This is a genomic window from Spirosoma foliorum, assembly GCF_014117325.1.
In the GTDB taxonomy this organism is placed as follows: Bacteria; Bacteroidota; Bacteroidia; order Cytophagales; family Spirosomataceae; genus Spirosoma; species Spirosoma foliorum.
Window position 1 is genome coordinate 4,052,828 of record NZ_CP059732.1, and the last position, 25,633, is coordinate 4,078,460.

A 25,633-nucleotide genomic window follows, 5' to 3' on the forward strand; every position below is an offset into this window, starting at 1 on the left:
TTCGGTATTCAGTTTACGGTTGGCTGACGCGTTAGCTAGACGTGCCTCAGCCAACCGTAAACTGAATACCGAAAACCATAAACCCAATACCAACATAAACCAAACACACATTTATGCCCTTTGTTGAGCCACTTTTCCTGTGGGGTGCGTTGGCCGTTATTATTCCGGTCATCATCCACTTCTGGCATCAGAAGCATGGCAAACCCTTGCCTTGGGCGGCTACGCAATGGCTTGTCGAAAAACAACAGCAACAAAGTAGGGGGCTTCAGCTTGATAACGTTTTACTACTGATTGTTCGGTGTTTGCTCCTCATTTTACTGGCTATTTTACTTGCCCAGCCGCTTCTGAACTGGTTTACAAAGCCATCAGAAGTCCAGAAAATCCATTTAGTACAACCTAGTTCAGCAGTTGCTGATAATTTCAAGTTTGAGCTAACGGAAGCAGTCAAGAAAGGCGAAAAGGTTGTTTGGGCGGATGAACATCTGGAAAAAATGGATGGCAAGTCCTACAACTTTTCTAACGTAACCGAGCTTGACCCGTTACGGTTGCAAACAGCTATTAATCAGCTGGATGTACAACATAACGAACTACATCTTTATATCGGTAATAATCAGGCGCTTGCTGAGGTTCCGGCCATTTCGGTTCCGGCGCGGTTTCAATTGCACAGTATACCTGATTCGACAAGTCAGCCTCGTGCTTACCTGCTTCTAAAAGACAGCAAAAAACTATTTATCAATCGAACAGGTAAACTAACGAGCAGTCCTTCGCTGGACCCTTCGTTAAAATTCCAATCGGAGCCTACGCATTCAGGACCCATCCGAACGCTACTGAGCTATCGTAACGCACACGAAAAACAAACGGTTGCGGCTGCTCTTGCTGCCCTGACCGATGTATATGGCCTGGATTTGGTAATTGACGACAAACAAAGCCCTAATCAGGTATACGACTGGGTACTCAGCGATCAAGTGCCCGCAAAGTCATCGCCACAAACGTTGTTTATCGTCTCTGGGAACGTGCAACCTACCGCCTTTTCTAACGTCATTTTGACCAACGAAACTCTAACACCTCAAACATCTGAGCGTGTTGAAAATGGGCAGCTACCCGAATGGCTGGGCGAACAGTTACTACAGCACTATAACGTGATAGCAACGGCACAGCCACTGACTCACAGTGACTTGAAGACATTATTTATACCCTCAACCAAACCAACAACGGAACAACATGCGAGCCTTCAAAACGCACTACTTCTGTTGTTTATCGTTTTAGTATTACTCGAACGCTGGCTTGCTTTGACTAAAAACGCATGAACGAACTGAAACGCCTTATCTCGTCGGTCACGTACCAGTTGTATGCCAACGCCCTGCTGCGTTGTCTTCTGCTGGCCACTTCGGCCTATTTGCTGACAGTCACGTTTACCGGACCGTCTATTTGGCCTATTGCAGCAGGTCTGGTTGGGTTTGGGATCGGGGCCGTCCTCAACAAACTCTATCAGGACAAAAAGCCCGTTGCCATTCGGCTTATTCACCAGACGGTCGGTGATACCGAATACAGCCTGCCCCTGTTAACCAAGCCTCAGCTCAATCTGGCCGAGCAACTCCAGCTTGACCGCTTGAATCAGCAAATTCAACATGTTCAGGTACCAGTTGTCGTCTTGTCGAAAGCAGGGGTATATGGCCTGTTTCTTTTGGGTGCGCTGGCTGTTTATATCGGTTTTCCGATGTTGAAAAACGGGCCAAAATCGGGCCCTAAAAAGAGTGGATTTCTGGCGACCATTATACCAGAAAGTAAACCTGCTCCGCCCACCTTCGAGTCGGCAAGTCTACGAATTCAACCACCAGCTTATACACGGTTGCCCGAAACAAACTCAACAAATCTAAACGCATCGTCGATTGTTGGGTCAAACCTGACATGGCAAGTAGCATTTAGTCATAATCAGCACGTATCCGTCCGGCTTGTTGGTAGTCGCGGGCAGGAGTTAGCCTTTAAACAGGCGGGTGATGGGTTTACGTATCAGGATCGGCTCATTAGCTCGGGGTTATACGCAATCAAAGCCTACTGGCGAACGGCTGAAAACAAAGATTCAGTCATTTATCAATCTGATTTTTACCGACTTGAAGCCAAGCCAGACCTAGCTCCTAAGATCGAACCCGATTCAAAAGTATTGTATCAGTTCCACTATCTTAAAGACCCGAAAGTAATGAACATCGGAGCCAAGTTTTCCGATGATTTCAGCATTTCGCAAGCCTTTATTGTAGCCACCGTTGCGCGAGGTTCCGGCGAAAATGTAAAGTTCCGGGAAATGAAATTCCCGCTCAGTCCAACAAACTTCAAGGAAGCCCGACTGACGAAAGCCATTGATCTGAAAGCGCTCAATTTCACACCCGGCGATGAACTCTACTATTACTGGGCCGCTTTCGACAATCGCCAGCCCGAACCGAATTTCACCAAGTCAGATACCTATTTTGTCGTTTACAAAGACACAACCAAGGTCGAAGAAAGTGAATTGGCAACAATGGCGGTGAACATTATGCCTGAGTATTTCCGGAGTCAACGGCAGATTATTATCGACACCGAAAAATTGATTGCCACCCGCAAGAAAATGGTGGACAAGTCAAATCCAACGCACGCGTTCAAAAGCCAGTCGAATGAAATTGGCTTCGATCAAAAAGCCTTACGACTACGTTATGGCCAGTTTCTGGGCGAAGAGTTTGAGAAGTCCATTGGTGGAGATAGTCATGCGCATAGCGATGCAGCCCCCGTGTCAGGCATGGCGTCCATCGACGCGTACATGCACAAACACGACGAGGGCGAAGGCGATCACAGCGGTCCGGCCCAAGCGCATCATGACGACGACGACGATCATGATCATGGCCATAGTCATGGAGCGGCTGATGATAGTAAAGATCCGCTAGCCGCGCTAATGGAGCAATACGTACATAACCACGACGATGCAGAAACGAACACGTTCCACGAACAATCGACGCGGGCATTGTTGAAAACGGCGCTCGAAAATATGTGGCAATCGGAATTACATCTGCGCATGTATGAGCCCGAAAAAGCCTTGCCGTATGAGCAGGAAGCCCTTAAATTCCTGAAACTGTCGCAGCAGAAAGCCCGGACGTATGTGAAGAAAACAGGATTCGATCCTCCGCAAACGAAGGAAAAAGAAACCCGCTTAACAGGCGAGTTCAAAAACGTTACGGACGCGTTCAAGCAGGAGCGTAACTACAGCCAGCAACGAATTGAATCGCTGGTAGCCACCGTTCTGGGCTATCTGGATTTACCAACACTCAGCAATCAACAACGGCTAACAACACAGCAGCTTAGCAACGCCCTGTCTGATCCTACGATAAACGGAAATCTGCAAAACTGGTCGGCGCTGGCTACACTTCAGAAATTAGCAGGCGGCAAGTCGATTTCTTCAGCAGAGAAAACAGGACTAAAAACAAAGCTATACGCCTTAACAGGAGCGTCGGAACGAACCGGCGCATCGTACGTAAGCGACCGTAAATTGCAACAAGCCTTCTGGCGGCATTTGAAATAATGGATAATGAATAATGTAAAATGAATAATGTGTCCCATCCATTTTACATTATCCATTATTCATTTTACATTATCCATTAATAGAAATGCACACTACCATCAACTGGACTACACCTATTTCCTGGCTTATTGCGGTAGCCTTGCTGGCCTTACTTGTTGTTCAGCTTTGGCTCATTATTCGCAATGATTCTCTTTCCAGTAATCGAAAGTGGATTCGGGCGGGGTTAAATAGTTTGCTTTGGCTGGTTCTGGTTGCTTATTTTCTACAAATTCAATGGCCTATTTCCCGAGCAACAACGCACGCTTTGCTAGTTGGCGACGACGTTCCGGCTTCAGTTGCCCGACACCTGAAAGACAGCCTGCATATTGACGAGAGTTTTAACAGTCGGACCATAAAAGCGAACTATGATTCGATCACATTGATTGGTCAGCAATTTCCGACTGAAACCTTGACGCAACTGAGTAACGCACAAGTCCAGTGGATTCCTTATAATCAACCCGATCAGCTTGAGGCTCTTCATTGGAAAGGTATCGTTCGGTTGGGCGAAATGCAGCAGGTGACGGGTCGGCTTCAATCCTCAAAAAAGCAATCGCTCCAGGTCCGGTTTGGTAACAAGACATTGGATAGTGTGGCGCTGCACGAAGGAGCAAACGCCTTTACATTTCAATTTCCAGCATTTACCAAAGGCCATAGTCAGGCAGAAATCGTACTCGGAACCACTACGCTCGACACGCTTAATTTCTTTACTCGGCCAACCGATCCACTCACGGTTCAGATTTTGCTCAATAACCCCGATTTTGAGAGCAAGACTTTAGCCGATTGGCTGGGTAAGCAAGGATACACGGTAACGGTATCGGCCGCGCTGTCGAAAGCTATCAGTAGTCAGGTAAGCATTAACAAGGCGGGAAAATCAGGAGGTAAAACTACGCCCGATCTGATCATCACCGAACCCATCAACGCAGCCAGCACAGTAGTCAAAAAAGCCATTGCTGATGGGAAAGCGGTTCTTTTTATTAATCTGACAAATCCGGAAGTCGATTGTCGCACCATTAACCTGGCATTGGGAAGTCGTTGGCAGGTACGTAAAATCAACAACGAACCACTTATTCCACTGGGCAACGGTCTGAACGCCCTCCCCTATCGATTTGCCGATAGCCCCAATCAGTTTTCAGTAGCAGGCTACCCAATTGCGGCTCAGCAAACAACCGGACGAGTGGGTGTTAGCCTGTTGAGCGAAACTTACCCCCTGTCGCTGAGCGGTGATAGTGTCACTTACAATCGGGTTTGGACAGCCGTACTGGCTCGCTTATCGGAATCGGACCAAAATACAGTTCAGGTAGATGCGCCTGTATACAGCGGTATTCGGCACACGATTTCCGTCAATAACCCCACCAACCGGTTAACGAGCCTTCGTGTTGGGCAGGATACGCTTCGCCTACGTTACTCTCCAATGAATGACCGCTCGGCAACGGGAACCTCATCGTTCAGCAAATCGGGTTGGCAATCGGTGCAGGACTCATTAGCGTTGTACGTCAATCGACTGACACCCAACGATCCAATTGCGAATCGGACACTTGTCGGTCAGTTTATGCTAGCCCATTCGTTGTCTTCATCCCTTGAAGGAACTACTGCCCGAACAACCACCGCTCAACTCCCCAACTGGGTCTGGCTGGTGTTATTATTGGGTTGTTTTACGGCTCTTTGGGTAGAGCCGAAACTGGGTTAGTTGTTTATCGATATGATGTCCTTTGCAGCCACCATGATTGTGCCAATCGTGATGATTCTGATAACTATAACAGCCCCAACCTCGATGGCTATAGGCATGAGGACCGATGAACGTCATCAGGCTCCCGAAGGTAAGCCCGGCCGTAATGATCACGGCCCAGGGGTTTAAGCGTTGTCTCATTTGTTGCGATTAGTTATACGTTTGCTGAGGTGTCGTTCGTCGAATTTCCAGTGCCTTTCTGGTTGAAATAATCACCACAGCGACCACCCTGCTCGAAACGTTGTTTGAACTGATTGTATTCTTCGTCACTCATCTGGCGAATTCGGTCGGCAAAGGCGGGCATATAACCGTAGCCTCGACCTTGCCCCCATCCACCCCTCCTGAAACGCCTACCCCCAAAAAGGCGGAACAAAGCCCCGATAATCAGGAAGAAAACCACCAGCCGAATCAGGAAAAAAGGCATGATGAATAAAGCGGCTCCCAGTAGTACACCGGCAGCAATTGATTTTACAAGGTTATTGTTCATTGTCGTTATCTAGTTATTTGTTGTTGTATTAAGGATGACGGATCAGAGAAGAGATTACTTTACCAAGGCTAAAAAAACTTGTAAAGTGTGTCCGTTTTGAGAAACCTCACCAAGTCGGGTTTTGGAACCTGACTTCACAATAAACCCTGTACACTAACGTAAATTATGGCCGATTTACGAATAGAATTATACTAGTTTTTTGTCATGAACTGTGTCAAAAAACAAGTTTTAAGCCAAATTTTGTTTGGATAGGCTGAACCCATTGACGAATTCAATATTCTTCTTCACCACCACAAACACCTGATGCAACAACTTATTCATCACCGCCACCATCGCCACTTTGTGGCATTTACCCTTGGCCCGTAGCCGATCATAAAGCGCTTTACAGCCCAAATTGTATTTACGGGCCGAACGAGCTGCCATGTATAAAAGGCCCCGTACATACCCTAAACCCGTGCGGGCCATCCGACCACGCCGACGAACCGAACTGCCCGATTGAGTTTGACTGGGGGCAATGCCCACGAACTTAGCTACCGCTTTGGCTGACTCGAATCCAGCCAGCCCATTGGTGGCCGTGCACAAGGCTTGAGAGGAAGCCGGCCCAATCCCCTTGACCCGCTGCATCCGCTCCGAAATGGCCTGCAACTCCTGTTGACTCAGCTGATCCAGTTCCTCTTCAAAGAGCGCAATCTGAGTCAGGTAGCTCTGTTGGAGAACCAGCAGGCTAGCCTTGACTTTCTGACTGGCCCGGGGGTCGAACGACAGCGCATGAAGCTGATTAGCCACCGCTTGCTGACTGATTCGCAGGTCGTTGAGGTGTTTGTGCTGTTGGCGAAGCTGATGTAGAGACTCATCGGCCAGTTGCGAAGGCTGGGGCTGAAAGACTTGTCCGTAGCGCGCCAATAGTGCCGCATCGCTCCGGTCGGTCTTGCTGATAGACTTCAGAGTGGCGGCAAAGCCTTTGCTTTGGTTGGGCGTAAGGAGGCTAAAGGGGCGATTTTGCAGGGCTAATACCCAAGCTAATCGAGCCGAATAGGTACCTGTATGCTCGAAAATGAGGTGGCTATTGGCGGGCAGTTCAGCAGCCCATTGCTCAATGGAGTCCGCTTGGTTGGGCAGGGTTTGATAGGCCCATTGGGGTTGCCCATTGGCATCGATTCCGATTTGGTAGCTGATGTGTAAGGTCTCTTTACTGACATCAACCCCGTAATAGATAGCTGGTTGGTTCATGCTAAAAACGAAAAAAGCGGGATACTACTCATGCTCTCGACATCATTGTGAAACGGGCTATATGCCCACTGAACTGTCCGGGTTCCATGAGATTGGCTCTCCAGGCTACCGATCATGACAACCGGTCTTTTAGACCATCCCGACGTAGGTATGACCTGGAGAACCAAAGATTATTTGTTCAGAGCAAACTTACAATCCCGACGCCAGGAGGGATCTTCGGCAACTGGTTATTTACCGAAGATCCCTCCTGGCGTCGGGATGACAAAAAATGATATTATAAATAACTGACAATCAGTTGATAATTTCAGATTCTATCCATTAATCATGTTAAACTAAAAACCCTCACCAGATGCATCTGATGAGGGCTTATCACTAGGTTTATGTACAACAGCTACGAGCGATCTTCGCTCCGTCGTCGCCATTCATTTTTGAATTTCGCTCGGTCTTCGTCGCTCATTTGGCGCCACTTCTCGCGCCAGGCAGGACCTCCGCCATCAAACGAGCGCCCACCCGATGGGCCCGCTTTAAATCCTCCCAGCAAGATTCGACTCAAAACCAGTAAGCCCATTGCCTGCCAGTAGGTAACGGCTTTCACGGGAACAACCGCAACCAGTACTCTATTCCAGAGCCAATAGACCACAAACGAAAAAAAGAATAAGGCCATCAGGATGAACACCGGAAAGAAGAAACGAAATCGTCTTCGGCCAGGGTAATTTCTCATTGTCTTACAGGTTATTGAGTTCGTTATACAGGGATTGTAGCCGCTTCCGCAAGTGTTGCACAGCGTACCGTTTTCGCGAAATTATCGTTTTCAGGTTTTCGCCGGTTTCATCCGCAATTTCCTGCAAGGTGCGATCTTCCAGCTCATTTTGAACAAACACACTCCGCTGATTTTCGGGCAACTCATCCAGTGCCCGCATTAATTCGTCCCAGAAAATATCTTTAAAGAACTGGTCTTCGGGCGTTTGCGCATCAGCTAATAGAATCTCCCGAAAATTGATCTCCCCTTCGTCATCTTCAATCATTAACTCCGATAAGGGATCTTCTTTTTTCTTCCGATACGTGTCTGTTATTCGATTGCGAGCCACCTGAAACAACCAACCACTAATGCTTTCGATTCCATCGAGATCAACTACTTTGCTGAGTTGATACCAGACATCCTGCAAAATATCTTCCGCGTCCTCTTCGGATTTCACCTGTCCACGAATAAAGCGCGACAGCCGATTTCCGTACTGCTTCACGGTTTCGATAATATTTCGTTTAGGTGGGTCTGCCATCTTACTACTAAGCGCGGTATAGATTGATGAACGGGTTGTCATGTAGCGCTACTTGAAGTTTACAGGCTATATGTGCCGCGTTTTAGATCACGTATCCAGTCTTCGTGGTTAATACCTGTTGATTAATCGATTGACGTTGCAAGAGAAACCCAATGTCGATTTAATTAGTGCAAAAACCAGCGACCCCGATAACCACAAAATCAATGGAAGGTCGTAGATAAAGATGGTCGGTTGTAGAACAAGTTTATTATGCCTGAATTGTAACACAGGCTGTATCTCTTTTTTTCGACAGGACTACAGGAGTAGACAGGATTTTAGTCAACGATATCCTATCTACTCCTGTAGTCCTGTCGAAAATTAACCGTTTAATTCCAGTAACAAAGCCGTACTTTACCTGACCTACGATTAGTTTCGCAGTCTAAAACAGCAACCATGAGATATATTTCCCCTGTCTGTTTCCTCTTTTTATTAGCTGCCTGTGCGCCTAGCAAGGAGAAAATTTGCGGTAAAATGGACGACAGCATCCGCCGTTATCTTGAAAAATCAAACAAAGACCTAGCCATCCATGCATTAAAAACCACTGACTTCGTTATGATTGGCGCGGGGCGTCTGGATACCCTTAGCAAGGAAAGCTATGGCAAGAAGATGGCCTATTTTTCAAAACGATACACGGCCTCTGGTAATACCGCCAAAGCGGATCTGGACTCGATCAATTACTATTCGAAACTAGATTCGCTAACAACCCTACAAATTGCGAACAGATGGCAGGACCCCAAGATCTATTATTATTCAAAAACCTATCTGAGTGCTACAATGGGTACAAAAAAAACAGCCGATACAGTGCATTATGCGCTTGATCGAACCTTTAAGCTGATTCCAATTCAATGATATTGGGGCTATCGATAATATGTTGCGCAAATTATCTGCTGGCCGCCAGCGTTTATAATTGGTTAATAAAAAAAATTGAATTGTCGTTGCAGGCCATAGCGCACCAATCGAAAAACTATTATCTTACCTCTTCGTTTCTCAACTAATACGAAACTGCATTTTTCTAACCCACGACACTAATGCCCGTATTCACCCTTGGTATTGAAGAAGAGTTTCAGACAATTGACCCCAACACGGGCGAGCTTCGTTCGCACATGTCGAAGATCGTTGACGGTGGTCAAATAGTTCTCCAGGAGCGCGTAAAGGCCGAAATGCACCAGGCGGTGGTTGAAGTAGGCACTAATATCTGCACCAATATTCAGGAAGCACGCCAGGAAGTTACGTATCTCCGCAAGATGATTATCGAGCTGGCCGAAAAGCAGGGGTTAAAGATTGCGGCTGCCGGAACACACCCATTTTCAGACTGGCAGGAGCAGCTTATTACGCCGAACGAACGCTACGATCGACTGATTGAAGAAATGCGTGACGTGGCCCGCTCAAACCTCATTTTTGGTTTACACGTCCACGTTGGCATTGAAAGTCGGAATGAGGGTATTCAGATCATGAATGCTGTGCGGTATTTTCTACCCCACATTTACGCGCTCTCCACCAATTCGCCATTCTGGAGAGGTCGGAATACGGGGTTCAAGTCATATCGTTCCAAAGTATTCGACAAGTTTCCACGTACGGGTATTCCTGACTTTTTCTCGTCAGCGGCTGAGTATGACGAATACATCAACCTGCTGATAAAAACGGGCTGTATCGACAACGGGAAGAAAATCTGGTGGGATATTCGCTTACATCCCTTCTTCGATACCATTGAGTTCCGCATTTGTGACGTACCAATGCGTATCGACGAAACCATTTGTTTGGCGGCTATTATGCAGGCACTGGTGGCCAAAATTTATAAGCTTCACAAGCAAAATCTGAACTTCCGCCCCTACCGACGCATCCTGATCAATGAAAACAAATGGCGGGCTGCCCGCTATGGTATCGAAGGAAAACTGATTGATTTTGGGAAGCAGGAAGAGGTTCCTACCCACCAGCTGATTCACGAATTACTAAGTTTTATCGACGACGTTGTAGACGAGCTTGGCAGCCGCGAAGAATGCGAATACGTGCTCAAAATCCTCGAAATGGGTACTGGTGCCGACCGTCAACTGGCTGTTTTTCAAGAGACAAATAGCTTTAAGAGTGTTATGGATTATATTATCGAAGAAACTTCTTTGGGTATCTGACAGTTATTTTCCGAACGACTATCATCAACAATTAGCCGTAACTACAACCTATGAATTTAGTAAAAATTGCCGTTCTGGACATGAATAACAACCACGCCAACGAAGGTATGCGTTGTATTCTACAACAGATTCGGAACATGCAGGGGAATACGCAGGACGAACTTAGTTATGACGTATTCGATGTCCGATCAAAAAACGAAATCCCTGATTTAGAGTACGATATCTATATTTCGTCGGGTGGCCCAGGTAGTCCATTAGCTTCATCAGAAGAATGGGAAGCTCGTTATTTCGACCTGATCGACCAGATTATCAACTGGAATCAAACTAACGATCGCAAGAAGTTTGTTTTCCTGATTTGTCACTCGTTCCAACTGGTGGTTCGCCATCTTGATCTGGGCTTACTGAGTCGTCGCCGGTCTACTTCGTTCGGTATTTTTCCGGTTCATAAAACTGATGAGGGTGCCGAAGAGCCTCTTTTTGAGGGCTTACCTGATCCGTTTTACGCGGTTGATTCGCGAGACTACCAGATTACAGAGCCAAATGCAGAGCATCTGGACGAAATGGGAGCTACAATTTTGTGTCTGGAAAAGATCCGCCCGCACGTTCTGCTTGATCGCGCAGTGATGGCTATTCGTTTTTCGCCCGAAATTATTGGTACCCAATTTCACCCCGAAGCGGATAATCAGGGGATGTTACGGTATTTTCTACAAGACGAAAAACGGAATCACATCATCTCAAATTTCGGTCAGGAGAAGTACAACGACATGGTGGCCTATTTACAGGACCCCGATAAAATTGCGCTCACCGAGTCGGTTATTCTGCCCAGCTTTTTAAGTCAAGCCATTCAGGCATTGGACCTGACCGAACAGTTTATAGAACAGAATTAAGCTTGTCATAAAAAATCTATGATACAATCCGTTCGAGAAACTTTCAACCAAGCTTTTAGCCCGGAAACTTACCGGGCTTTTTTGGATAAAATAAACGCTGATCTGCCCGATCAACTCGATTTTCGTGTAGCCGAAACGCCTGTTTTTGTACCGAAAATACTGACAGACAAGCTTCTGCAAGCTTGCGATGACATTGTCAGCGTGATTACCCGTGATGACTTCAAAAAGCTGACTGAAAAAGCGATTCCAGATGGTCAGGAAGTCCCGAACGAAGATGCACATACCCAGTTTCTGGCGGTCGATTTTGCCGTCTGTAAAGATGAACACGGAGAACTGACGCCCCAACTTATTGAACTACAGGGCTTCCCGTCACTATACGGGTTTCAGCCTTATGTAGCCAATCTTTTCCGTACGATTTATGCCATTCCTGATAATCTATCACATTTGTTCAACGTCGATACGAATGCGGAATATCTGGAACAACTCCGTCAAATGATCGTGGGTGATTGCCAGCCCGAAGAAGTCATTTTACTGGAAATCTATCCCGAAAAGCAAAAAACACGCATTGACTTTGTCCTGACAGAACAGGCGCTGGGCGTTGCACCCGTCTGCCTGACTAAAATCAGAAAAGAAGGGCGTGCGCTGTTTTACGAAAAGGATGGTCGGCAAATACGAATCAAGCGCATTTACAACCGCCTGATTTTTGACGACTTACAGAATTTTCCTGACTTAAAAAGCGACTTTCATCTCACCGATGATGTGGATGTGGAATGGGTGGGTCATCCAAACTGGTTTTTCCGAGTCAGCAAGTACACGCTTCCATTGCTAAAAAGCCCGTACGTTCCTGCCAGTTATTATCTGTCGGATTTGAGTGAATATCCGGCTGATTTAGAAAATTACGTTCTAAAACCGCTGTTCTCTTTCGCTGGTAGCGGTGTTAAACTGAACATCACCACGGCCGATCTCGATGCTATTCCAGCCAATCAGCGCGATGGGTATCTGCTTCAGCGAAAGGTGAAATACGAGCCCGTTATTCAGTCGCTGGATGGTTTGGTGAAGTGCGAGATTCGAATGCTGTTTATCTGGCCTAAAGAAGACCCAAAACCAACGCTAATTACAAACCTTAGTCGCCTGAGTCGGGGCGAAATGATTGGGGTTAACTTCAACAAAAACAAAGACTGGGTCGGTGGTTCAGTCTGCTTCTTTGAAAAGTAATAAATGGTGTTTGGTTTGAGGTATTCGGTTTACGGTGGTTTGTCGCTAGCCGGGTCACTGTAAACCGAATACCTCAAACCGTAAACCTTTATGAAAGACATACTCCCTTCCGAAAAATCCTTTTTTGACCTTACTGGAAAAGTCGCCATCATTACCGGGGCTAGTAAAGGCATCGGTGAAGACATGGTCCGTGTGTTTGCCCGGTTTGGTGCAAAGGTTGTGATTAGCAGCCGGAAACAAGATGCCTGTGATGCCCTCGCCAACGACATCAAAGCTCAGGGGGGCGAGGCAACCGGCATTGCTGCCCACGTTGGTGATATGGTCCAGCTTCAGCAGCTAGTCGACAAGACGATTGCAACCTACGGCGGCATTGATATTCTGGTCAACAATGCAGCGTCAAACCCTGTTTTTGGTCCTTCGCTCGATTGCGATGGTGCGGCTTTCGACAAAATCATGCAAGCCAACGTAAAGGCTCCTTTTGAGCTAAGCAAACTCTGCTATCCCAGCATGAAAGCCCGTGGAGGTGGCAGCATTATTATGATCAGCAGCATTGCAGGTCACACGCCCGACCCTGGTTTGGGCATGTACAGCGTCAGCAAAGCGTCCTTGAATATGCTCACCAAAGTACTGGCGAAGGAATGGGGCACTGACGGTATCCGCGTGAATGCCATTTGTCCCGGCCTGATCAAAACCAAGTTCAGTCAGGCACTCTGGCAGGACGAAAAAACGCTGGCTCGCTTCACCAAACATATTCCCATTGCCCGTATGGGTACCACCGACGAAATCAGCCCATTGGCGCTCTTTCTGGCCTCCGATGCCTCATCGTATAGCACCGGAAGCTTGTTCTATGCCGACGGGGGGGACTGTGATTTGAGTAAGGTGATTTCCCTTTACAAACTACATACATTAGTAAGATTCGTATTCATAAGTAGTTTCAGAGGTACCATCGCGTAGCGCAATCTTGCTTAATAAGCCATTGGTATCATAAGTGTAAAGTCTGGTACTTTCTATGACGTTATTCTTGCTGAAGGTGCTGACATCAGGGCTTCCTATAATTAACCCGTAAAACGGATTGGGTTTATCATCGTATTGAAGTACCTGACTAGTCGTATAGGTATTATAACCGTTGTAATGGGTTGGTCTATCGGTACGCTTTACCTCAACCACATTACCTGCGCTATACGTATACTCTTGAGTAAAGTCAAGCTCTGGGTCAAATTGAGATCCATCGTTAATTTTCGTGTCTATTTTTACGGGAAACACTGTGCTTCCATACGTTAGCTTACTATCTTCCTGAAGAAATGGATGGGCAGGATCGGACTTGAAAACTTTATATTTTTTTATAGCAACGATATTGCTGTTAGCATCATAGTCATACGTCGTTCTGTAGTAAAAAGTAAGGACGGGGTTGTTGTTGGTGGGTTCTATCAGGTTTTCTATTTGTGATAATCTGCCCTGACTATCATATTCCATAGTCGTCCGGCCAAATGCATAAGAGGTTACAGTAGGTATAACCGTATTGTCGATTATACTCATTAAGCGGCCACTATCGTCATAATTATACATGCTATAGGAATAGGACGTTGAGGTCGACGATGTATAGGTAACTTTTTTTTAGCCGAAATCGCGGAGCTGCTGGAATTCGGTGATCTTCGCAGGATGTAAGTGTTACAAACAGTGCTAAAATACTAAGACAAATGCTAAAGTTGAGTCGCATACAATAGGTGTTTAACTGGTGAAACCATCAGACGTTGTTTAGCTATATAGGCGTAGGTACAAAAAGGAAAGTCGTTGTAAATAAAATTTTTGGTCCTATTTTGCCTATAGTTGGTCCATTCGTCGGCCCAGTTAAGTAAGTACACCTATGCAACCTCCCATTGAAACGCGTGAAGTCTGGCTCCGCGGTCCTTTATCTAATATACCGCCCCTCGTTCAACCCATAGCGCACGCGCTGATGCAGGCTCGCGAAGAGGTAAGCGCCCTGATGCACGATTTTCCAGAACATTTGCTTTGGGAACGGCCCGCAAACGTAGCCTCCGTCGGTTTTCATCTGCAACACCTAACGGGCGTACTGGATCGGCTCTTCACGTATGCGCGACAGGAAGCCCTTTCGCCCGACCAGTTAGCGTTCTTAGCATCAGAAGGCAAACCGGGCGCAGTACATCTATCTGTTCAGGAATTAGTGAGTTCGTTTGCGGAGCAGGTTGAAAAAGCGATTGGCCAGCTTCGTAGTACCGATGAACAAACCCTAACCGAAGTACGTGGCGTTGGACGGGCGCAGCTACCATCAACCGTGATTGGCTTACTAACACACTCCGCCGAACACACGATGCGGCATGTAGGGCAGCTATCGGTTACGGTGCGTGTGATAACAGTTTAACTCCCTTTTAAGTTATCATTCATCGGCTCTTCAGACTAGGAGTCGAACTTTCATTCAGGAAGTTCACCTAAAAGGTGCGCTTTGTACTAAAACCATTCGTAAGCTCATGAAAAAATCCATTTTGGCTGCTTTCGTAGTAGCCTCTCTTTGTATCAATAGCACGTTTGCTAACACACCTTCGCAAGACAAACCCGTATCAAAAACCACAACGGTGAAGAAAACCACGGCGCCGTCAATGAAGTCTAAAACCACGACGTCAGCGGTGCATAAGAAACATGTTAAGCAATCGTAAGTGAGTTTCTAAAAAGCAAAAGCGGCCCGTTTTTCAACGGGCCGCTTTTGCTTCAAACCTATAAGGTTTTGGAAACCTTATAGGTTTTATATGATTTGATTCTTTACTGCACAGCTAAGACTTTAAACTCTGTCCGGCGATTTTGCTGGTGTTCGTTTTCCGTGCAATTCACCCCATCGACGCAACCGTTCAAAATTTCCGATTCTCCATATCCACGCGCCACTAATCGATTAGCCGGAATCCCTCTTGCTACTAAATAATCCATCGCAGCACGGGCACGACTCTCCGACAGGCGAATATTGTACGCATCGGTAGCACGAGCATCGGTATGCGAGCGCAATTCGATCTGCATTTGTGGATATTCTTTCAGAATTGCCAGTACGTGATCGAGTTCATGTGCCGCATCGGCCCGAATAAAGAACTTGTTCAGGTCGTAGTAAATGTTCTTGAGTTGGAACACGTCGCCTACGCCATATAAACCCAGCGAATCGGTAACAACTTTCGACTTGCGCTTCGTTTTGCCATACTGGGCTCTTTTAGTTGCATACCGGTCTTTCTGAGCCGTAATCGTATAAGGTGCGTTCGGTTTTACATCGAATTCGTAGCCACCATCAGGGCCAGTCGTTACGGTTTGCTCAGATTTGTCTTTCTCGTTCCGCAGCGTAACTTTCACGCCATTGGCAGGCTGCTGGTTCACCTCGGTTTTGATAACTCCCTTCACCAACGTATTCTCCGACTTCTCTAAGTAAATCGACACGTTCATGACTGGTTTTGGTGATTGGGTTAGAGTCGAGAAGCGAACGCTGTTCATGGCATACCCTTCCTTGATCGCCTTGAATTCGTATTCGGTGTTCGAATCCACACACAAATCCGTGCGTCCCTGTACATTCGTTAGTCGCAGGTCCTGATTGACACCATTCCGTAAAATCCGAACGTCGGCGTTTTCGAGTGGGACATTGGTTTTGGCGTCATATACCAGAATGTTCAGCTGCTTACAGGTGCGTCGGAACGAATAGATATCATCGTCGCTTACCCCTTTCTTACGGTTACTACTCACAAAACCTGTCGTGCGGTTTTTATCCGTAATGAAACCAAAGTCATCTTTTTCGGAGTTGATTGGTGCGCCTACATTTTGAACGCCTTTATAGGCGATACCATCTTTTAGTTCGGCCACAAATACATCCAAGCCACCCAGACCTTCATGTCCGTCGGATGAGAAGTACAAGTCATCACCCTCTGTAGCATATGGAAACATTTCGTTACCTTCCGTATTAATTTCCTTACCCATATTTACGGGTGTTCCCCACTGGCCGTTATTAAATTCGACTACGTAAATATCTGTGCCGCCATAACCGCCCGGCATATCTGAAGCAAAGTACATTTTGGTGTTGTCAGCCGAGAATGCAGGGTGACCGACAGAGTATTCACTACTGTTGAATGGCACCTCCTGGATATCAACCCATTTACCATTCTTATTCACGGAAGAGTACAATTTCAATTTTTTTACACCATCCGAGCTTTTACCAGCTTTTCCCTTACTTGTATTGTTTCGGGTAAAGACGATAAAGTTTTGATCCTTCGTGAAGGTCATTGGTCCCTCGTGGTATTTGGTATTGAGCGTACGGCTAAAAATCTCGGCTTTCGACAAGGGTTGTGCATCGGCAGAAGCTTCCGTATTTCCCGCTTTCGCATCGCTACCACCCCCCAAAATAGACGAGTTAACTGAGCGATTCAGATCAGCTCCCGGAACACGAAGCTGGTTTGTGTCAGGATGAAAATAGAGATCCAGGAATGGCGTCTGGTTCCAGTTGAACACCCGTTTTACTACCCCCGACTCATCACGCGCCGACACGAAAACAATTCCACCCTTATAATACATCGGGCTAAAATCGGCCTGACGAGAGTTGATTGGCAGGTTGTACATCCGGTACGAGGATGAATCCTGATAGAACCGGCTCATATCCATATAAGACACCGTAAATCGGCGTCCACGTAGGTCCTGGCCCTGTTTTTCACCATACTGGCTATACATTTTCTGCGACTCCCGGTACTTACCATTAGCCGCCAGCGATTGTGCATAATAGAGGTAAACTTCGCTGTCTAAATCGGTATATGATTTAACCAGTTCGCCATACACACGCTCAGCATTTCGGGTATCCTGCAACTTACGATAGCTATAGCCGAGCTTAATCAGGGCATCGCGAGTTTCGGCGGGATCTTTCTTTTTATCGACCCGTAAAAACTCTTCGTATGCCCGTACTGCGCTTACATAGCTAAGATTATCAAATTGCTTATTAGCCGCTCGTAGCCGTGCACTTTGTGCCTGGGCATTCAGACTCCAGAAGGCTAGTCCTGTTAGTAGTAGGACTCGTACAATTCGGTTCATGGTATTAGTGAGTTAGTCTCGCCGGAAACATATCAAATAGGATGCCAATTTTATAAAATCATGCTTAAGATCAGTTCTAAAAGGACATGAAACGCGTTTTATCACACTAAAATACAATTTCTCGAATAGCTACTCAAGCTAGGAATCAGCTTTTGAATTCAACAAAAATCGACCTATTCGTTTAGTTTCTGCCTGCACCCGAAACCGATGGTCGATGCGGTAACCGATGACCCACGCAATCTGATCGCCGGAAAGCAGTACCGCCGTTTGTTCTCGCTCAGTACGACTCAATTTCAGATCGTTTAATAAATCACTGACTAGTTTATGCCCATTTAACCCAAGCGGTCGAAAACGGTCACCCTGTCGCCAGGGGCGAATGGTCAGCGGGAGTTGTAATTTATCCGCATCCAGGCAAGCGATGGCGGAATCGGCAGGTGGGCGAAAGTCGGCTGACTTTTCAATTTCGTCGATGGTCAGCGAAAACGCCCCACCTACTTCTACCAGACCGCTCGCCAGGGTGGTTAACGTAATTTCGGGATATAGCTGCGATGGCAACGGTTCGAGCAATAATCCTTCTCGTTCGTGGCTAATCCGATGTGTTGTTGAGCTAAACACTTGCCCGATGGGTCGATTTAAAGCGTTTGCGATCTGATTTGCTTGGTCATCTGTAAAGCCAAATGGTTTCAGCCAATTTGCCAGTCGAAAATCAAGTTCCGGCAACGCCTTTAACTTAGTTGTTGGCAAACTAATCTGCTGTCCCTTCACTTCGGCTGTTTGCTGCCAGGATCGCTCAAGCTCAGCCTGCATTACTGTTTCGGCAGCTCTCAAACGCTCAATAGTACGGGGCAACGTTTGCCATAAACCGGGGTTCAGACTCGTCAATACAGGGACAACATGATGCCGAATCCGATTGCGTGCGTACTTATCGTCGCTATTCGAACTATCTTCTCGATAAAGCAGCTCTCGTTCATCTGCGTAAGCAACTAACTGAGGGCGAGTTGCAAATAGCAATGGCCGAACAATGCCATTCTGATTGCTGGCGATACCATGCAGGCCAGCTAATCCCGTACCTCGTGTCAGATTAAGCAGCAGGGTTTCCAGGGTATCATTCAGATGATGGGCTGTGGCCAGACAAGCATATTTATATTCGTCGAGAAGTTGAGCAAACCAGGTATACCGAAGTTCTCGAGCAACCATTTGGATCGAAACGCCACGTTCGGCAGCCACAGCTTTGGTGTCGAAACGAGTGCCATGAAACGGAACCCCATACTGTTCGGCCTTGTTCTGAACAAAAAGGGCATCAGCCTCAGATTCTGCCCCTCGTAAACCAAAATTAACGTGGGCTATTGCAACTGGTTGGTTAATTCGGTGAAACAATTCGGCCATCACCATCGAGTCAATACCACCACTAATTGCTAACAACACACGATCATTGGAGCCGAACAATTGATTGTCGTTAATAAATGCTAAAAAACGCTGCTCTAACATCCGGTGTCGGCCCAAAGCCGTAGTTTTGTCTTATGATTCGTTTATTTTCTCGTATTTTATTCACATTCATCTGGCTCTTTTTTCTGGTTTCTTCTACTGATGCCCTGGCTCAGGTAGGCGGAGCATCTGTAGCTGCTGGTCCTGGCGATAAAGTCGAGCTATTCCACGCCGATAGTTTGGTTGTGCTTAATATACCTGGTCAAGTCGTTCGAAAGTTGCATAATAACGTGCGGCTGCGGCACAAAGGTGTACTTATGTACTGCAACCTTGCGATCCAGAACGTGACGACTAACGTAATCGAAGCCTATGGTAACGTTCGATTGGTTCAGGGTGACACGATCAATGTGCGGGGCGACACGATGTTTTATTATGGTAACACCCGCCAGGCAAATATGCGGGGGCACGTTGTCATGCGCGACCGCAAAATGACCCTAACCACCGCTCAACTCGATTACGATATGGTATCGGGTATTGCGCACTACCCTGTCCCCGGCCGTATTGTCGATAAAGAAAACGTATTGACCAGCCTCGAAGGCTACTATGATACCCGAACCAAGCTTTCTACATTTCGCCGGAATGTTCGTTTAGTAAATACCAAAGGTACGCTCACTGGCGATTCGCTGCTTTATAATTCGCTCACTCGGCTGGCCACATTTCAGGGGCCAACCCGTATCAAGAACAAAGATGGTGTTCTGACAGCCGTTGCAGGTCAATACAATACCACAACGGGCATCTCGAATTTCCAGCGCCGGGCAACTGTTGAAACCCCGAAATATCGGCTCACTGGAGATTCCCTTTATTACGACAATGTATCCGAATTAGGCATTGCCAAAGGCAAGGTAATTATGGTTGCGAAAGACCGTAAAGCCGTCATTCTGGGCGATCATGTTCGCTATAATGGAAAAGCAGGAATCTCGCGGGTTACGGGCCACGCGGTTGCTAAAAGTCTCGCGAACGAAACAACAAATGACACCCTCTATTTGCGAGCAGATACGTTATTTTCCTTCGATAATAAGGTAACCAACACCCGTCGACTGGTGGGTCAAAAAAATGTTTTTGTCTATAAATCAGACATGCAAAGTAAATGCGATTCGCTCATTTATGACATGGCCGATTCGACAATTTATTTTTATAAAAAACCCATTCTCTGGAGCCAGAATAAGTACCAGATGGAGGCCGATTCGATGACCGTTTTACTCAAAAATAATCGGATTCATACGATGTATCTGAAAGCAAAATCATTCGTCATTTCGCTCGATACGCTTAAAAATTTCAATCAGGTTAAAGGGCGTACCATTACCGCTTATTTTGCCACAAAACTGGTAAATCCTGACACTATTTCGGTGGCTTCCAATGAAGTACAGCCAAACAAAAAACGAAACGCGCAGACAAATACGATCAAAAATGCAGTAGCCTCTGCAACGAATACCCTACCCAAAGGCGTATCCACTAGAAAAAACGAATCAACAACACCCGATTCCGTTCGACTGCAGGAACAGACCACCTTGGAACGGGTTATTGTTGATGGGAATGGGCAGAGTATCTATTATGCCCTGAATGAGAAAAATAAATTAATTGGGTTGAATCACGTTGAGTGTAGTCGGATGAACATCGAATTCACCGATAATAAAGTTGGTCGAATTCGATTTTACGGTCACCCGGATTCTCAACTAATTCCCCCCAAGGAAATAACTGGTGAGACGAAAGAGTTGGATGGTTTTCGGTGGCGTGAAGCAGAAAAGCCTACCAAGGGGCAGGTTTTATGGCTCGAAACTCCACCAACTGAAAAACCAGCCGTGAAAAAACCATTAAAAAAGAAGGGCCAAAACAAACCTTTGGCTCAAAAATTGGTTCGAAAAGTTAATAATTAAGCTTTTTAACAATTTTTTAGACAATAGTGAGTTGACTTTGTCTTTTAAGCTGAATAGGTTTGTGGTGAATAGGTGTGTACCTGAATAGACTTACATGAAGAAATTTATACTTATTGGTGTATTGACGGGCTTGCTAACGGCAACTATCCCGCTCCGAGCGCAGGTCGCTCCGCGGGATACGGATGTCCGGAAAGGGAGCCGACTCGAACTGGGCCGAACGTCATCGCCACAGAAAACCAGTGCATCTCGACTACCGTCTCAACGGTTTGCGATTATGCCTAACCCGACCTTGTCGGGACTTGATCGGTCAATAACGCTCAATAAAAACTCGGCGATCAACGAACATTATCGATCCCTGTTGCTTCCGAACGCAGGCTCTAAGCCAACTGCCCGTGCGTCGTCGGCAGAAGTGTCGGCTCAGGCTACTGAACTACGATCAGCCCCTGCACAGGAAGGTAAAACTGATAACCGTCTGTTTTCCAACGATAAGCTATGGATTTCGAACGCCTACCCTAACCCAGCCGATGATGTGGCTGAGTTAGACTATCAGTTCAGCGGCACGGCTACGGAAGCAAAGTTGGTCCTACTGAATATATTGGGAACACCTGTAGCTGGATATGAGCAGATAGAACTAGATCGTAATGATCGCAAAGTTCGGATTATTACCCGCCCGCTAGATACCGGGTATTATCTCTATCAGCTCACCGTTGATGGGAAGAAAGTAGCGACTAAACGCTTGCTTGTTCGCCATCAGTAATAGCCCGGCCTGATTTGTTAAAATAGTTTAAACAGCCTTATTTACTGTTTATTTTCAGCACTATCACAGGCTGCGTCGTCGTTAAAACGGTGTAGCCTGTATTTTTTTTGTATCTTTGCAAGCATATGCAACAACGTCATTTGGGTAAGATTCTGCTGGGAATTGGGGTAGTATTTTTACTGGGTTCGTGTAGCCCATTCTCAAAATTGCAGAAAAGTGGTAGCGATGATGCTAAGTACAAAGGAGCTATTGCTTATTATAAAAAAGGAGACTGGTACCGCGCTGGACTCCTGTTTGAAGAATTAATTCCTGTACTGAAAGGCAGTAATGAGTCGGAAATGGCTCAATTTTATTATGCGTATACACAGTATCAGCAAGGACAGTATTTGTTAAGCTCAACATTGTTCAAGAAGTTCTATGAAACCTTCGCCCGGTCAGATTATGCCCAGGAAGCCATGTATATGTACGCCTATTCGCTCTATCGCGATACGCCTTCCTTTAATCTGGATCAGTCGAATACCCTGACGGCAACATCAGCTTTACAGGATTTTATCAATGCCTACCCTGACAGTAAGTACCGGGATGACGCTACGAAGCAGATTCTGGATTTACGGGGTAAGCTGGAACGAAAAGCTTACGAAAAAGCCAAGCTTTATTATAAAACCAGCGGCTTTAACATCGCTTCCTATAAATCGTCGGTCATTGCTATTAACAACTTTCAGAAAGAATTCCCCGATTCTGAATACAATGAGGAATTGGCGTATCTGAAAGTGGATGCAGAATTTAGCCTGGCTCAAAATAGTTTGGAAAACAAGCAAAAGGAACGTTATCAGGAAGCGATTAGTTATCACCAGGCATTCATTGATAAGTATCCGAATAGTAAGTACCTGAAACAAGCCGAAAAAATGTTCGAGACCAGCCAGAAGGAAATCGATCGGTTGGATAAAGCAGAACAGGCACGTGAAAAGGAAAAAGAAAAGCTTAAGAATCTTCCGGCAAAAGTGACAGCCGCAAATTAAATTATGAATTGCGATTTACGAATTACGTTAATTATGGCTAGCCCAGGAATGTAATTTGAAATCGTACCGCTCCGGCGGCCCGGCTCGTAATTATTAAACCATAAATCAAAACATGGCCACAAATCAATCCATCATTACCCGAAATAACGATAAGATTGCCGCTCAAACGGGCAACTTATACGAATCGGTTTCGATCATCTCTAAACGTGCCCGGCAGATTGCCACCAAAAATAAAGAAGAGTTAAGCAACAAACTTTCCGAGTTTGTTTCGGCAGTTGACAACCTCGAAGAGGTTTTCGAAAACCGCGAACAAATTGAAATCTCGAAATTCTACGAGCGCATGCCGAAGCCAACTTCGATTGCTACGGATGAATTTCTGGAAGGAAAAGTTTACTGGCGTTCTAACGAAGAAGCTCAGCAATAAGCTTGCTTTGTTTTCTGTTTTCAGGACCGCACGGTAGATTCACCGTGCGGTTTTTAGTGTTTAACGATACCCACAATAAATAGTCTATGAGCATACACTCCTATTCTAGTGGGAAGTGAATGTGTATCGACGCTTGCCTAGCGACCTCCTAAATCCATGTCAATAGCGGGGAAACATATCCTTGTTGGTGTAACAGGCAGTATTTCAGCCTACAAATCGGCCCTGTTAGTTCGCCTGCTTGTTAAGGCAGGAGCCGAAGTTCAGGTTGTCATGACCGAAGCCGCTCAGGCTTTTATTACTCCATTGACTCTCGCTACCTTATCAAAGCGGCCAGCTCTGTCAACCTTCGTATCTTCCGAATCGGGGCAATCAGGCAATGGTAGCTGGAACAATCATGTAGAGTTGGGTTTGTGGGCAGATGCGATTGTTATCGCTCCTGCTTCGGCAAATACACTGGCTCGTTGCGCAACAGGTTTATGCAATAACCTATTGGCAGCGGTTTATTTGTCTACTCGATGCCCGGTATTTTTCGCGCCCGCTATGGATGTCGATATGTATCGTCATCCAACAACAGTCGAAAACCTGCGTCGACTCGAATCATTTGGCAATCACATTATCCAGGCTGAACACGGCGAATTGGCCAGTGGCCTAATTGGAGAAGGCCGACTCGCCGAGCCCGAAACGATTGTACAATTGCTCCACGAGTTTTTTGAGAAAAAAGACAGCCCTCAAGAAATAGGTAATTTGGCGGGGAAACGTGTTTTAATCACAGCGGGACCTACCCAAGAGCCCATCGATCCCGTCCGCTACATTAGCAATCATTCGACCGGAAAAATGGGGTATGCCATTGCCAGTGCTTTTGCGATGGCCGGAGCCATCGTCACGTTAGTTAGTGGCCCTACTACCCTATCAATCGCTCATCCAGGCATCCAGCGGATTCAGGTTCGATCAGCTCAGGAGATGTTTGAAGCTGCACTACTAGCTTTCGGTGAAGCCGACATCGTTGTACTAAGTGCGGCTGTTGCCGATTATACACCAGCTCACCCCGCCGATCGGAAAATCAAGAAAAAAGAAACCTTCTTTTCCCTCGAACTCACTAAAACCACCGACATTGCTGCCACGCTCGGAACCCAGAAACAACCCAATCAATTGATGATGGGATTCGCTCTGGAGACAGATAATGAGTATGAAAACGCAATAAAGAAACTTCATGCAAAGAATCTGGACTGGATTGTGCTAAATTCATTACGCGATGCTGGTGCTGGTTTTGGACACGATACGAATAAAATCACCGTTATTGACAAAGAGGGACAAACACACGAATTTGCGCTAAAATCGAAAGATGATGTGGCACAGGATTTGGTGAACTTAGTTGTCCAAAAGCTCAACCCGTTGCAAAGCCCTACCTAACCCTAATGCGCTCTCTATCATTTGTTTATAATGGAGAAAAAGCATAATTTATACAGCAAATCATTTCGAATGCGAACGGTACATACTCTATTTTTGCTACTCTTTTTGTCTGCCTTTGCTCAGGCACAAGAGTTGAACTGTCAGGTGACAGTTAACTCTGACCAGTTGTTTGCCCAGCAGAAAACAGATTTTGCCTACGTAAGCCAGTTGAAGGGCATCATTACGGAGTTTATGAACAACCGGCGCTGGAGCAACGAACAGTTTGCCGTTAACGAGCGTATTAACTGCTCCATGAACATCAACCTGGTGAAATCATTGTCGCAGGGAGTATTCGAAGCCACGGCCCAAATTGTTGTTACTCGCCCGGTTTATGGTACCAACTACGAAACGACCATTTTTAGCTACGTAGACCGGGCCTTCAACTTTGTTTACCTACCAACAACGCCGGTCTACTTTCGGGAAAATCAATTCTCAGACGACCTGACTTCGTTACTGGCTTACTATGCTAATGTCATTTTGGCCGTTGATTATGACACATTTAGCAAAGAAGGCGGGAGTCAGTTTATACAAAAAGCTTATAGCATTACGAATCTGGCTCAGCAGGGATCATCCAATGGGGCCTGGCAAGCCGGGGGTGACCGACGTAACCGGTATTGGCTCATCGAGAATCTGCAGAATCAGCAATTAATTCCTTTTCGCGATGGCATGTACACCTACCACCGCTTGGGATTAGATATGTTTGCAGGCAACCCCGTACAGGTACGAAAACAGATCCTTGATTTACTGGCTACGATTCGTACCATTGGCCTTCAGATGCCCAATTCGGTACTGCTTAATTCGTTTTTTGACGCTAAGTCGCAGGAACTCTATAATATTCTATTCGAAGGCACCCCTACCGAGCGTCAGAAAGCCTTCGATTTACTTTCGTATCTGGACCCGGCCAAGACAGAAAATTACCGAAAATTAATTCAGTGAGCGAACAACAACGACCACTATTCCTGTTACTTATGTATGGCTGCTTATTCCATTTAGTAGC

The 25,633-nt window shown here is 46.3% G+C and carries 24 protein-coding genes; 16 read left to right on the top strand and 8 right to left on the bottom strand.

From position 1 onward, the window contains the following. Window positions 1-113: 113 nt before the first annotated feature. The 3 genes from H3H32_RS17335 to H3H32_RS17345 all read left to right on the top strand — a co-directional run bounded on the left by H3H32_RS17335 (window position 114) and on the right by H3H32_RS17345 (window position 5,270). Window positions 114-1,307: a BatA domain-containing protein gene (locus H3H32_RS17335; protein WP_182463926.1), complete on the top strand. Its 1,194-nt coding sequence runs from the start codon at window positions 114-116 to the stop codon at window positions 1,305-1,307. Then, on the top strand, window positions 1,304-3,544 hold the full coding sequence (locus H3H32_RS17340; protein ID WP_182463927.1) for a hypothetical protein: 2,241 nt from the start codon (window positions 1,304-1,306) through the stop codon (window positions 3,542-3,544). The genes H3H32_RS17335 and H3H32_RS17340 overlap by 4 nt, the downstream gene beginning before the upstream one ends. A gap of 85 nt (window positions 3,545-3,629) precedes the next feature. Next, window positions 3,630-5,270 carry a hypothetical protein gene (locus H3H32_RS17345; RefSeq protein WP_182463928.1) on the top strand — a complete coding sequence of 547 codons (1,641 nt, stop codon included), beginning with the start codon at window positions 3,630-3,632 and terminating at the stop codon, window positions 5,268-5,270. On the opposite strand, the gene H3H32_RS17350 is transcribed toward H3H32_RS17345, so the two are convergent. The 5 genes from H3H32_RS17350 to H3H32_RS17370 all read right to left on the bottom strand — a co-directional run bounded on the left by H3H32_RS17350 (window position 5,223) and on the right by H3H32_RS17370 (window position 8,303). Continuing rightward, window positions 5,223-5,450, bottom strand: coding sequence for a hypothetical protein (locus H3H32_RS17350; RefSeq protein ID WP_182463929.1), 228 nt, complete (start codon window positions 5,448-5,450; stop codon window positions 5,223-5,225). The two genes, H3H32_RS17345 and H3H32_RS17350, sit on opposite strands and share 48 nt — an antisense overlap. Before the next feature lie 13 nt (window positions 5,451-5,463). Continuing rightward, a complete protein-coding gene (locus tag H3H32_RS17355) occupies window positions 5,464-5,796 on the bottom strand; it encodes a hypothetical protein (RefSeq protein WP_182463930.1) in 333 nt (110 codons plus the stop codon). Between the two features lie 228 nt (window positions 5,797-6,024). Beyond that, window positions 6,025-7,026 (bottom strand): IS110 family RNA-guided transposase, encoded by a 1,002-nt coding sequence (locus H3H32_RS17360; protein WP_182457633.1) that lies wholly within the window; start codon window positions 7,024-7,026, stop codon window positions 6,025-6,027. 391 nt (window positions 7,027-7,417) lie between these two features. Then, window positions 7,418-7,747: a hypothetical protein gene (locus tag H3H32_RS17365; protein WP_182463931.1), complete on the bottom strand. Its 330-nt coding sequence runs from the start codon at window positions 7,745-7,747 to the stop codon at window positions 7,418-7,420. 4 nt (window positions 7,748-7,751) lie between these two features. Continuing rightward, complete coding sequence (locus H3H32_RS17370) at window positions 7,752-8,303, bottom strand: RNA polymerase sigma factor (RefSeq protein ID WP_182464376.1); 552 nt, start codon at window positions 8,301-8,303, stop codon at window positions 7,752-7,754. Window positions 8,304-8,735: 432 nt separating this feature from the next. On the opposite strand from H3H32_RS17370, the gene H3H32_RS17375 reads away from it, so the two are divergent. From H3H32_RS17375 to H3H32_RS17395, 5 genes are all read left to right on the top strand, one after another. After that, window positions 8,736-9,191 (top strand): hypothetical protein, encoded by a 456-nt coding sequence (locus H3H32_RS17375; RefSeq protein ID WP_182463932.1) that lies wholly within the window; start codon window positions 8,736-8,738, stop codon window positions 9,189-9,191. A gap of 179 nt (window positions 9,192-9,370) precedes the next feature. Continuing rightward, a complete protein-coding gene (locus H3H32_RS17380) occupies window positions 9,371-10,468 on the top strand; it encodes a carboxylate-amine ligase (protein ID WP_182463933.1) in 1,098 nt (365 codons plus the stop codon). Between the two features lie 50 nt (window positions 10,469-10,518). Continuing rightward, the gene (locus tag H3H32_RS17385) at window positions 10,519-11,355 is read left to right on the top strand and encodes a type 1 glutamine amidotransferase (RefSeq protein ID WP_182463934.1); all 837 of its coding nucleotides are present in this window, start codon (window positions 10,519-10,521) and stop codon (window positions 11,353-11,355) included. A gap of 18 nt (window positions 11,356-11,373) precedes the next feature. Next, complete coding sequence (locus H3H32_RS17390; RefSeq protein WP_182463935.1) at window positions 11,374-12,570, top strand: hypothetical protein; 1,197 nt, start codon at window positions 11,374-11,376, stop codon at window positions 12,568-12,570. A gap of 90 nt (window positions 12,571-12,660) precedes the next feature. Further along, entirely contained in the window at window positions 12,661-13,524 is an 864-nt protein-coding gene (locus tag H3H32_RS17395) for an SDR family NAD(P)-dependent oxidoreductase (RefSeq protein WP_240543799.1), read from the top strand. Here the strand turns inward: H3H32_RS17395 and H3H32_RS17400 are convergent. Then, on the bottom strand, window positions 13,477-14,136 hold the full coding sequence (locus H3H32_RS17400; protein WP_182463936.1) for a hypothetical protein: 660 nt from the start codon (window positions 14,134-14,136) through the stop codon (window positions 13,477-13,479). The two genes, H3H32_RS17395 and H3H32_RS17400, sit on opposite strands and share 48 nt — an antisense overlap. 298 nt (window positions 14,137-14,434) lie before the next feature. On the opposite strand from H3H32_RS17400, the gene H3H32_RS17405 reads away from it, so the two are divergent. Together H3H32_RS17405 and H3H32_RS17410 are read left to right on the top strand one after the other, a co-directional pair. Next, the gene (locus H3H32_RS17405) at window positions 14,435-14,950 is read left to right on the top strand and encodes a DinB family protein (protein ID WP_182463937.1); all 516 of its coding nucleotides are present in this window, start codon (window positions 14,435-14,437) and stop codon (window positions 14,948-14,950) included. Between the two features lie 106 nt (window positions 14,951-15,056). Further along, complete coding sequence (locus tag H3H32_RS17410; RefSeq protein ID WP_182463938.1) at window positions 15,057-15,242, top strand: hypothetical protein; 186 nt, start codon at window positions 15,057-15,059, stop codon at window positions 15,240-15,242. A 103-nt stretch (window positions 15,243-15,345) separates the two neighbouring features. Here H3H32_RS17410 and H3H32_RS17415 read toward each other — a convergent pair whose 3' ends face one another. Continuing rightward, window positions 15,346-17,628 carry an OmpA family protein gene (locus tag H3H32_RS17415; RefSeq protein ID WP_182463939.1) on the bottom strand — a complete coding sequence of 761 codons (2,283 nt, stop codon included), beginning with the start codon at window positions 17,626-17,628 and terminating at the stop codon, window positions 15,346-15,348. A gap of 138 nt (window positions 17,629-17,766) precedes the next feature. Further along, entirely contained in the window at window positions 17,767-19,116 is a 1,350-nt protein-coding gene (gene tilS / locus H3H32_RS17420) for a tRNA lysidine(34) synthetase TilS (protein ID WP_182463940.1), read from the bottom strand. Between the two features lie 32 nt (window positions 19,117-19,148). Between tilS and H3H32_RS17425 the strand changes: the two genes are divergently transcribed. The 6 genes from H3H32_RS17425 (at window position 19,149) to porD (ending at window position 25,572) form a co-directional block, all read left to right on the top strand. After that, window positions 19,149-20,987 (top strand): OstA-like protein, encoded by a 1,839-nt coding sequence (locus H3H32_RS17425; RefSeq protein WP_182463941.1) that lies wholly within the window; start codon window positions 19,149-19,151, stop codon window positions 20,985-20,987. Between the two features lie 94 nt (window positions 20,988-21,081). Further along, window positions 21,082-21,744 carry a T9SS type A sorting domain-containing protein gene (locus H3H32_RS17430; RefSeq protein WP_182463942.1) on the top strand — a complete coding sequence of 221 codons (663 nt, stop codon included), beginning with the start codon at window positions 21,082-21,084 and terminating at the stop codon, window positions 21,742-21,744. Between the two features lie 125 nt (window positions 21,745-21,869). After that, on the top strand, window positions 21,870-22,763 hold the full coding sequence (locus H3H32_RS17435; protein ID WP_182463943.1) for an outer membrane protein assembly factor BamD: 894 nt from the start codon (window positions 21,870-21,872) through the stop codon (window positions 22,761-22,763). Window positions 22,764-22,875: 112 nt separating this feature from the next. Then, entirely contained in the window at window positions 22,876-23,187 is a 312-nt protein-coding gene (locus H3H32_RS17440) for a DNA-directed RNA polymerase subunit omega (RefSeq protein ID WP_182463944.1), read from the top strand. Between the two features lie 156 nt (window positions 23,188-23,343). Then, a complete protein-coding gene (coaBC, locus tag H3H32_RS17445; RefSeq protein WP_182463945.1) occupies window positions 23,344-24,597 on the top strand; it encodes a bifunctional phosphopantothenoylcysteine decarboxylase/phosphopantothenate--cysteine ligase CoaBC in 1,254 nt (417 codons plus the stop codon). 69 nt (window positions 24,598-24,666) lie between these two features. Beyond that, entirely contained in the window at window positions 24,667-25,572 is a 906-nt protein-coding gene (gene porD / locus H3H32_RS17450) for a type IX secretion system protein PorD (RefSeq protein WP_182463946.1), read from the top strand. The last annotated feature ends 61 nt before the right edge of the window (window positions 25,573-25,633 follow it).